The organism is Rhodopila globiformis, from assembly GCF_002937115.1.
In the GTDB taxonomy this organism is placed as follows: domain Bacteria; phylum Pseudomonadota; class Alphaproteobacteria; order Acetobacterales; family Acetobacteraceae; genus Rhodopila; species Rhodopila globiformis.
Genome location: NZ_NHRY01000138.1, coordinates 1 through 8,085, shown reverse-complemented (window position 1 = coordinate 8,085; position 8,085 = coordinate 1). Strand labels below are relative to the sequence as shown.

Below are 8,085 nucleotides of genomic sequence, written 5' to 3'. Positions count from 1 at the left end.
GGCTCGGCGCAAAACGCAAGAACCTTACATCAGCGCCGGGACCGTGATTCTTTTCAGAATCCCCGGCCGCGCTGCCGATTCTTTTGTGTCGATGCCATGCTATGGCTAAAATGAGGGGATACCTGAGGGCACGTCATTTATCTTCTTCGATCGAATGCGTTGCGGCCGGCAGCCTCGATCCCGGCCTCACTTGTTTGGTGCGATCTTCGCTTGACAGGCCGGCCGCCATGCCTTTCTAATAGCGTTATCGTGGCGATGGAGTTCGCCCTTAACCGCCCCCAGGGCTGATGACTCCTCCTGTAACCCGATTGGCTTCCGATCGGACAACTGGAGGTTTGTGCGTTGCTCAAGGCGCCCGGACAACGCGGCCTTTCCTCAGGCCGAGGCATGGTTCGACCATATAACGAGCTCGTATCGCCCACAGGTGATGCATGAGCGCGCGCGACATCATCCTTCAGGTCATGCAGGTTCTGGCCGTCCTGGTGTTGGCCCCGCTGCTGCAAGGAATCATCCTCCAGTTCGAGGAACGCGTGCAGCGCGCCCGGGGACCGGGCATCTTCCAGCCCTACCGGGACCTGTGGAAGCTGTTCCATAAACAGATCGTCGTGCCCGAGACCGCGTCCTGGCTCTACTGGACAGCGCCTATCGTCGCCTTCACCGCCATGCTGACGGTGCCGATCCTGATTCCGGTGATTACCAACTATCCGTTGCCGCTGTCGGACATGGGCGACATCCTCGGCGGTGGCCTTATCCTGACGCTTGGCTCGTTCATGATCACGCTGGCCGGGCTTGATACCACCAGCGCTTACGGCGGCGTCGGGTCGAGCCGCGCCGTCATGGTCGCCATCCTGGCCGAACCGACGCTGATCCTGGTGTTCGTCGGCATCACCTTGCTGGCCAAGGCAATGCTGCCGTTCGTGGTGAACCATCTGCTGGTGGCCCAGCCGGCGGTCTACTGGAGCCCGACGCATCTGTTCCTCGTTGCCGCATTCTTCGTGCTGCTGACAGTCGAGACTGATCGGCTGCCGATCCATTCCAGCACCCATATTGAGGTGTACATGATCGAGGAGGGACGGATCCTGGAATATTCCGGTCCATTGCTGGCACTGCTGCGCTGGACCTCGGCGATGAAGCAGTTCATCCTCTACACGATCTTCTGCAACGTCCTGCTGCTGCCCTGGGGGCTGTCCTATCAGGGCACGGCGCTCGGCGTCGCCGGCAGCACCGTCGCGCTGATGCTGAAGTTCGCGCTGGTGGCCTGTGCCGTCGTGGTGGTCGATACTGTCCAGTCGCGGCTTCGGTTTTACCGCTATCAGGAGCCGCTTGCCGCCTCCTTCCTGCTCGCCGTCCTTGCCATCATCGGCACACAATTGAGCTGACCCATGCTGGCCGCCCATCTTCCCCCGCTCGCCGCGTCGCTGTTCAGCCTGATCGCCATCGCCAGCCTGCTGCTGGCGTTCGTGATGCTCGGCTCGCGCTGGCTGCGCCACTACCTGTACGCCTTCGCCGCCGAGTCCTGGCTGATCGGCATTCTCTCCGCCGCCATCGGCTACTACGGCGATTATCCCGAACTTTACCTGATCGCCATCCTGACCTTCCTGTTCCGCGGCTGCCTGCTGCCGTACCTGGTGCTGCGCATCATCCGCCGCCTGCACATCGCGCGCGAGGTGCACGTGATCCTGCAGGCCAGCACCAGCCTGGTCGTCGGCGCCTTCGCCGTGATCTTCGCGTTGGGCGTCTCGTCCCGCATCGGCGCGGAGCTGGGGCTGACCGGCACCGTCGTCGTGCTGGCCCTGACGGTGATGCTGTCGATGAAGCTGATTGGCTTTCTCATGCTGGCGGTGCGGCACGAGGCGATCAGCCAGATCCTCGGGCTTCTGGTGCTGGAGAACGGCATTTTCCTCGGCGCGCAGATCCTGGTGCCGGGCATGCCGTTGCTGATCGAGATCGTCATTCTGTTCGACCTGCTGATCGTCGTCGCCTGCTTCGGCCTGCTGGTGCAGTACCTGATGACGCACGTTGGCACGACGAGCAGCCTCGAACTCCGGCGACTGGTGGGTTAGATGGTCGGCATCCTGCTTCTCGCGGTCGCCCTGGCGCCATTGGTGGCAATCATCCTGATCGTCGTCGCGCGACGACCTGGGCTTGCCGCGGCGCTGAACCTGACGGCGAGCATCGTTTCCTTCGCGGCAGCCGTGCCGCTGCCCTGGCTGGTGCAAGCCGATCCGCGAGTGTTCTGGGACGGCTACATCATCGTTGACGCGCTGGGCGCCTGGGTGGTGCTGTGCGCCGCCGTCGTCTATCTGCTCGCCTCGATCCATGCCGTCGGCTACATGCGCCTGCTTGACGAGCCCGGGCGCCTGCCGGTGTTCTACGCCCTGTTCGCCGGCTTCGCGCTGACCACGCTGGTCGGGCCGATGATGAACAACGCCGGGCTCTACTGGATCGCTATCGAACTGACGACGCTGGTCAGCACGTTCCTGGTCGCTTTCGAACGCGCCGCCGAAAGCATCGAGGCGGCGTGGAAATACATCATCGTCGTCTCCGGCGGCATCAGCCTGGCCCTGCTCGGCACGATCCTGTTCTACTGGGCCGGTAGTTTCGTTCTGGGGCCGACCTATGACATGACGTGGGAAGCGTTGCGGGGTGCGGCGCCGCGGATGAACCATGCGCTGCTGACCTTGGCGTTTCTCCTGGTGCTGATCGGCTACGGCACCAAGGTCGGTCTTGCGCCGATGCACACCTGGCTGCCGGATGCGCACAGCGAAGGCCCGACGCCGGTCTCGGCCCTGCTGTCCGGCGCGCTGCTCAACACCGCAATGATCGGCATTATCCGCTACCTGGCCATTGCCGACGCCGCGCACACCGGCCCGTTGCTGCGGCTGACGCTGGTCGCGCTCGGCGTCGTTTCGCTGATCGTCGCGGCGCTGTTCATCGTGCGGCAGGAGGGTATCAAGCGGCTGATGGCCTATTCCAGCGTCGAGCACATGGGGGTTATCGCGCTTGGCGTCGGCTTCGGCGGCCCGCTCGGCATCGCCGGGGCGCTGTACCACATGCTGAACCATTCTCTGAACAAGTCGCTGATGTTCTTCGGCGCGGGCAACATGATGCGCAGCTACGGCACCAAGGACATCGCCGATATCCGCCTGGTCGGCCGGCACTTCCCGGTCGCCGGAGCGCTGTGGCTGGCCGGTGCGGTCGCCATCACCGGCGCGCCGCCGTTCGGCCTGTTCGCCAGCGAACTGACCATCCTGCGCGCCGGGCTGCAGACCAGCGCCGCCTGGGCGTCGTTCGTCATGGCCGTGCTGCTGATCGTCATTTTCATTGGTTTCCTCAACCATTTCCGTCTCATGTATGCCGAGGCGCCGGAGCAGCCCGACAGCGTGCGCGGCGGCCTCAGCGCCTGGTGCGTGGCGCCCATGTGGCTGGCGCTGCTGCCGTTGTTCGCGCTTGGCCTGTGGTGGCCGCAGGCCGTCTGGGCCTATTTCGGCGGCATCACGCATGCGCTCGGGGATGGGTCCCTGCTTGCCGGACACATGCCATGAAGGGCACCGAAATACGCGACATCAGCATCGAGGACCTGCCGGCGGCGGCGCAGCAGCTTCTCGATTCCCTCGGGCGCATGCAGATGGCCTATGCCTGCGCCGGCCAGGACGGCGCCGTGGAATTGCGCTATCTCGGTACCCCCGCCGCGGGTGGAAGCTTCGTCCTATGGCGCTGCAAGCCAACGGCCGAACCGCCCAGCCTGGCGGCGATCTGGCCGTTGCTTGGCTGGTATGAACGCGAGATCATGGACCTGTTCGGCCTGCGCTTCCGCGACCACCCGGAGCCAAACCGCTTGGTCCTGCACGCGAACATTCCGCCGCCGCTGGCCCCGGCGAACGGGCACGGCGCAGCGGCACAGCCATCACTGAACGGCAACAGTCCCCGCGCGCTGCCGGAAATGCAGGCGCCGGACGTGCAGTTGCTGCCGTTCGGGCCGGTGCGCGCCGATGTGCTGGAATCCGCCGAGTTCAACTTCTTCTACATCGGCGAGCAGATTCTGCATTACCAGCCGCAGCTTTTCTACAAGCACCGCGGCATGGAAGACCGCTTTCAGGGTGTCGATGCCACGCATGGCGTGATCCTGGCCGAGCGCGTCTCCGCCGTCGGCAGCGTCGCCCATGCGCTGGCCTTCTGCCACGCGGTCGAAGCCGCCTGCGACTGCACTGTGCCGCCGCGCGCGCAGTGGCTGCGCGTGCTGCTGGCGGAACTGGAACGGCTTTACAACCACCTGCATTATCTCGGCCATCTCTGTAACACCACCACGCTGAAAGTCGGCGAGGCGCAGGGCAAGCTGCTGGAGGAGCGGGCGAAGCAGATCAACGCCCGCCTGACCGGCAGCCGCTTCCTGCGCAGCCTGCTGATCCCCGGCGGCCTGCGGCGCGACCTGCAACCGAAGGACTGGCTCAGCGCGGCGCTGGAAGCGCTGCGGGCGGACATCGCCCAATACGTGCGTCACCTCGAAGCCTCCGACAGCCATCTCGATCGGCTGCTCACCACCGGCGTGCTGACGCACCAGGTGGCGTTCGAGCAGGGCGCGACCGGGCCGGTGCAGCGCGCCTCCAATACCGACCGCGACCTGCGGCGCGACCATCCCTATGCGGCCTATGCCGAGGTGCCGCTGACCATCCCGGTGCGGGAGGAAGGCGACGCCTACGCCCGCGCCCGGGTGCGGATCGAGGAAATCGACGCCAGCATCACCATCATGCAGCACGTCCTGCACAGCCTGCCCGACGGCCCGGTGCGCAGCCCGTGCCCGCCGGTGCCGCTGGCCGAGGGCCTGGGCTGGGCGGAATCACCACGCGGCACGCTGTTCTACGCCGTTCATTTCGGCAGCGACGGGCGGCTCGCGCGGGTCAAGATCAAGTCGCCCTCGTTCTCCAACTGGCGGGCGTTCCCCTTCACCGTGCACGACACGAACATGATGGACTACGCGATCAACGAGGCCAGCTTCGGCCTGACGATTTCCGGCTGTGCCCGATAGGAGCGAGCGATGGCGCTATGGACCCTGATCGGGCTGGCAAAGGGCAAGGCGACCACGCGCTGGCCGCGGAAAGGCGGCAACGATGGGCAGGAGGGCCTGCTCGGGATGCCGCGCTACCACCCGGACCGTTGCACCCCCGGATGCGCCGACTGCGCTGCCATCTGTCCGACCGGGGCCATCCAGGCCGGTGATGGCGGGCTGGCTGTCGATTACGGCCGCTGCGTCGTCTGCCAGCTTTGCGTCGAGGCCTGTCCGACCGGGGCCATGGCTGCCTCCGCCGACTGGGCATTCGGCGTACGGCAGCGCAACGATTTACGCTGGGCGGAGCCAGCTCCTGAAGCAACGCCATCCGGCAGGTCCGAACGGCGCGGCTTCCGCCGCAGCCTGCATATCCGGCACGTCGACGCCGGCTCGTGCAACGGCTGCGAATCCGAGCTCCAGGCGCTGAACAACCCGTTCTACAACCTGCACCGGCTGGGCATTTTCTTCACGCCGTCGCCACGTTTCGCCGATTTGCTGCTTGTGACGGGCCCGGTCACCGCCGCGATGGCGGCGCCGTTGCGCGCCACGTATGACGCCATGCCGCAACCACGCTGGGTGATGGCAGCCGGAACCTGCGCGGTGTCGGGGGGCATTGCCGCCGGCGGCTATGCCTGCGGTCACGGCCTCGACGGCGTGCTGCCGGTCGATGTCTATCTTCCGGGTTGTCCGCCGAATCCCGCGGCGATCATCCAGGCGCTGCTGATGTTCCTCGACCGCGCGCCACAGCAGGTCAGGGGAGGCCACATTGGGCAATGAACTTCTCGCCGCTGCTGCGGCACTGTGGATTCTCGCCGCGATCCTGGCCCTGATCGGCCGTCCGCTCGGCTTCGCGCGCATTCTGCTCGGCCTGGGCGCGCTGTGCGGGATTGTTGCCGCCGTTGTCACCTTGCCCGCCGGCACCGCACCCGTCAGCCTGCCGCTGCGCATGGCCGATGAAGCCACAACGTTCCAGATGACGCCGGACGCCTTGTGGCTGATGGGCTTCGGCCTGGTGCCTGCCGCCCTGGGCGGCCTGATCGCCTCGCCCTCGCCGCACGGATGTGCCGCCTGGCTGTTTGGCACGGCCTGCAGCCTGCTCGGGGCGCTGGGCGTGTTCGGCCTGCAGCATGGCGGCTTCTTCCTGGTCGCCTGGGAACTGATGAGCCTGGGCGGTGCGCTGATGATCCTGAGCGAGCGGCTCGCGCCTTCCCCCGGCCAACCGGTGCTGTTCATGCTGGGCATGCTGGAAGTGGGCGCGGTCGCGCTGCTCGTTGCGTTCCTGCTGCTCGGCGTGCCGGCGCGGGGCCTGTCCTACGACGCCTTCGTCCATGCCGGTGCGGCCCTGTCGGTGCCGGTGCGGGTCGTCGTCGGCCTCCTGCTGGTCATCGGCTTCGGCGCCAAGCTTGGGCTGCTGCCGTTCTACGAGTGGTTCCCCGGCGCCTACGGCTCGGGCAGCGGCGCATCCGGCGCGGTGCTGTCGGGCGTCGTGCTCAACGCGGCGTATTTCGCGCTCAGCCGCAGCCTGCTGGGCTGGCTGCCGGGCACGTTGCCGGGCGGCGGCTACGGGCTTGGCATCTTCGTCGTCGCCGTTGGTGTGCTCAGCGCGATCCTGACGGTGCTGTACGCCTTCCAGCAGGAGGACTGGCGGTGCCTGCTCAGTTTCTCCTCGGCGGAGAACGCGGCGATCGCCGTCACGGCGCTGGGCGTGGCGATCCTGTTCCAGGAAAGCAACCTGCCGGATCTTGCCGGCCTGGCCTGGACCGTTGCGCTGCTGCACCTCGCCGGCCACGCGCTCGCGAAGGGTGGGCTGTTCCTGGCCGCCGATGGCGTGTTCGCCGCGACCGGCAGCTATCTCATCCGCCATTCGCTGTTGGCCCGGCGCACTCACTGGATCTTCAGCGTCGGCGCGCTGTTCGCGGCAATGAGCCTCGCGGCAATGCCGCCGCAGGCCGGGTTCGTCAGCGAGTGGTTCACCTTCCAGACCGTGTTCCAGGGCTTCCATCTGCCCGACCTTGCCGGCCGCCTGACTCTGGCCCTGGCCGGCGCGGGCCTGGCACTGACCGCAGCCGTTGCGTTCGCAACCTTCATCAAGGTTTTCGGCATCGGCCTGCTCGGCGGCGGGGATCATCGATCCGGCCGTGTGCCGGCAACCACAACCGGCGCGGTCGGGCTGCTCGGCGCAAGCGTGCTGGCGCTGGCGGTCGGCATGCCGTGGTGGCTGTCGGCGCTGGCGGATGCAACCGTTGTGCAGTTCGGGACGGAGGCGGCGGCGCAGATGCGGGACGGCCTGCTGCTGGTGCCGCTGACGGCGACGTTCGCCTTCATCTCGCCCACGTTGCTGGTCGTCGTCATGCCACTGCTGGCCCTGGTGCCGATCCTGCTGTTGCTGGCCAGCCGGCGATTTACCGTCCGCCGGGTGCCGGTCTGGTATGGCGGCGTGCAGCAGGATGTCGCGCGTACCGCCACGACGGCGCTGACGTTCTCCAACGCACTGCGCACGTTCTACAGCTTCATCTACCGGCCGACGATCGAAGCGACGCGGGAATCGCCGGTGCGCGAGTATTTCGTGACACGGCTGGACTTCAGCCACGATGTCGCGCCGATGTTCGGGCCGTACCTGTTCGCGCCCGCGGTGCGCCTGATCCAGGCCGCCGCCGATCGGCTGCGGCTGCTGCAATCCGGGCACCTGAACTTTTATCTCGGGCTGATCGGCTTCCTGCTGGTGGTCATCCTTGGCCTGGTCCTGGTGTAACCGATGCCCGGAAGGCTACAGCGCGCACTGACCGGGGTCGCAACTGCCGCCAGCGGCGATGCATATCCCGGCTGAGCAACGGGATGCCAGGACATGAGGGCGATCCATCTTCCGACTACGTCACGAATGACCAGCGACCTCGTGCCGGACCTCCAGCTCATACCAACGGCCCTATCCGGTGACCGTTATTGCTGCCCATTTGCGCTGGGTCAGGGAAGCAATCCGTTCCGGCATTTGCATGAGCTTGTTCCAGGCCTCGCAGCAGGCATCGACAACCGCCTTGTAG

General features: G+C 66.4%; 6 protein-coding genes and 1 riboswitch. All 6 genes read left to right on the top strand.

From position 1 onward, the window contains the following. Positions 1 to 242 precede the first annotated feature (242 nt). Positions 243 to 304, top strand: a riboswitch (Fluoride riboswitch). A gap of 127 nt (positions 305 to 431) precedes the next feature. From CCS01_RS13555 to CCS01_RS13530, 6 genes are read left to right on the top strand one after another with little or no spacing between them, the layout of a single operon-like run. Then, a complete protein-coding gene (locus CCS01_RS13555) occupies positions 432 to 1,379 on the top strand; it encodes a respiratory chain complex I subunit 1 family protein (protein WP_104519352.1) in 948 nt (315 codons plus the stop codon). Between the two features lie 3 nt (positions 1,380 to 1,382). Further along, positions 1,383 to 2,063, top strand: coding sequence for a hydrogenase (locus tag CCS01_RS13550; RefSeq protein WP_104519351.1), 681 nt, complete (start codon positions 1,383 to 1,385; stop codon positions 2,061 to 2,063). Continuing rightward, complete coding sequence (locus tag CCS01_RS13545) at positions 2,064 to 3,545, top strand: proton-conducting transporter transmembrane domain-containing protein (RefSeq protein WP_104519350.1); 1,482 nt, start codon at positions 2,064 to 2,066, stop codon at positions 3,543 to 3,545. Next, a complete protein-coding gene (locus tag CCS01_RS13540) occupies positions 3,542 to 5,026 on the top strand; it encodes a hydrogenase large subunit (RefSeq protein ID WP_104519349.1) in 1,485 nt (494 codons plus the stop codon). Before CCS01_RS13545 ends, CCS01_RS13540 begins: the two co-directional genes overlap by 4 nt. A 9-nt stretch (positions 5,027 to 5,035) precedes the next feature. Beyond that, positions 5,036 to 5,824: an NADH-quinone oxidoreductase subunit NuoB gene (nuoB, locus tag CCS01_RS13535; RefSeq protein ID WP_104519348.1), complete on the top strand. Its 789-nt coding sequence runs from the start codon at positions 5,036 to 5,038 to the stop codon at positions 5,822 to 5,824. Continuing rightward, the gene (locus CCS01_RS13530; protein WP_104519347.1) at positions 5,814 to 7,799 is read left to right on the top strand and encodes a proton-conducting transporter transmembrane domain-containing protein; all 1,986 of its coding nucleotides are present in this window, start codon (positions 5,814 to 5,816) and stop codon (positions 7,797 to 7,799) included. The genes nuoB and CCS01_RS13530 overlap by 11 nt, the downstream gene beginning before the upstream one ends. The last annotated feature ends 286 nt before the right edge of the window (positions 7,800 to 8,085 follow it).

Bases quoted from the DNA above. Each gene is read 5' to 3' on its own strand.
- CCS01_RS13540 (WP_104519349.1), top strand. From the start codon at position 3,542: ATGAAGGGCACCGAAATACGCGACATCAGCATCGAGGACCTGCCGGCG.
- nuoB (WP_104519348.1), top strand. From the start codon at position 5,036: ATGGCGCTATGGACCCTGATCGGGCTGGCAAAGGGCAAGGCGACCACG.
- CCS01_RS13550 (WP_104519351.1), top strand. From the start codon at position 1,383: ATGCTGGCCGCCCATCTTCCCCCGCTCGCCGCGTCGCTGTTCAGCCTG.
- CCS01_RS13555 (WP_104519352.1), top strand. From the start codon at position 432: ATGAGCGCGCGCGACATCATCCTTCAGGTCATGCAGGTTCTGGCCGTC.
- CCS01_RS13545 (WP_104519350.1), top strand. From the start codon at position 2,064: ATGGTCGGCATCCTGCTTCTCGCGGTCGCCCTGGCGCCATTGGTGGCA.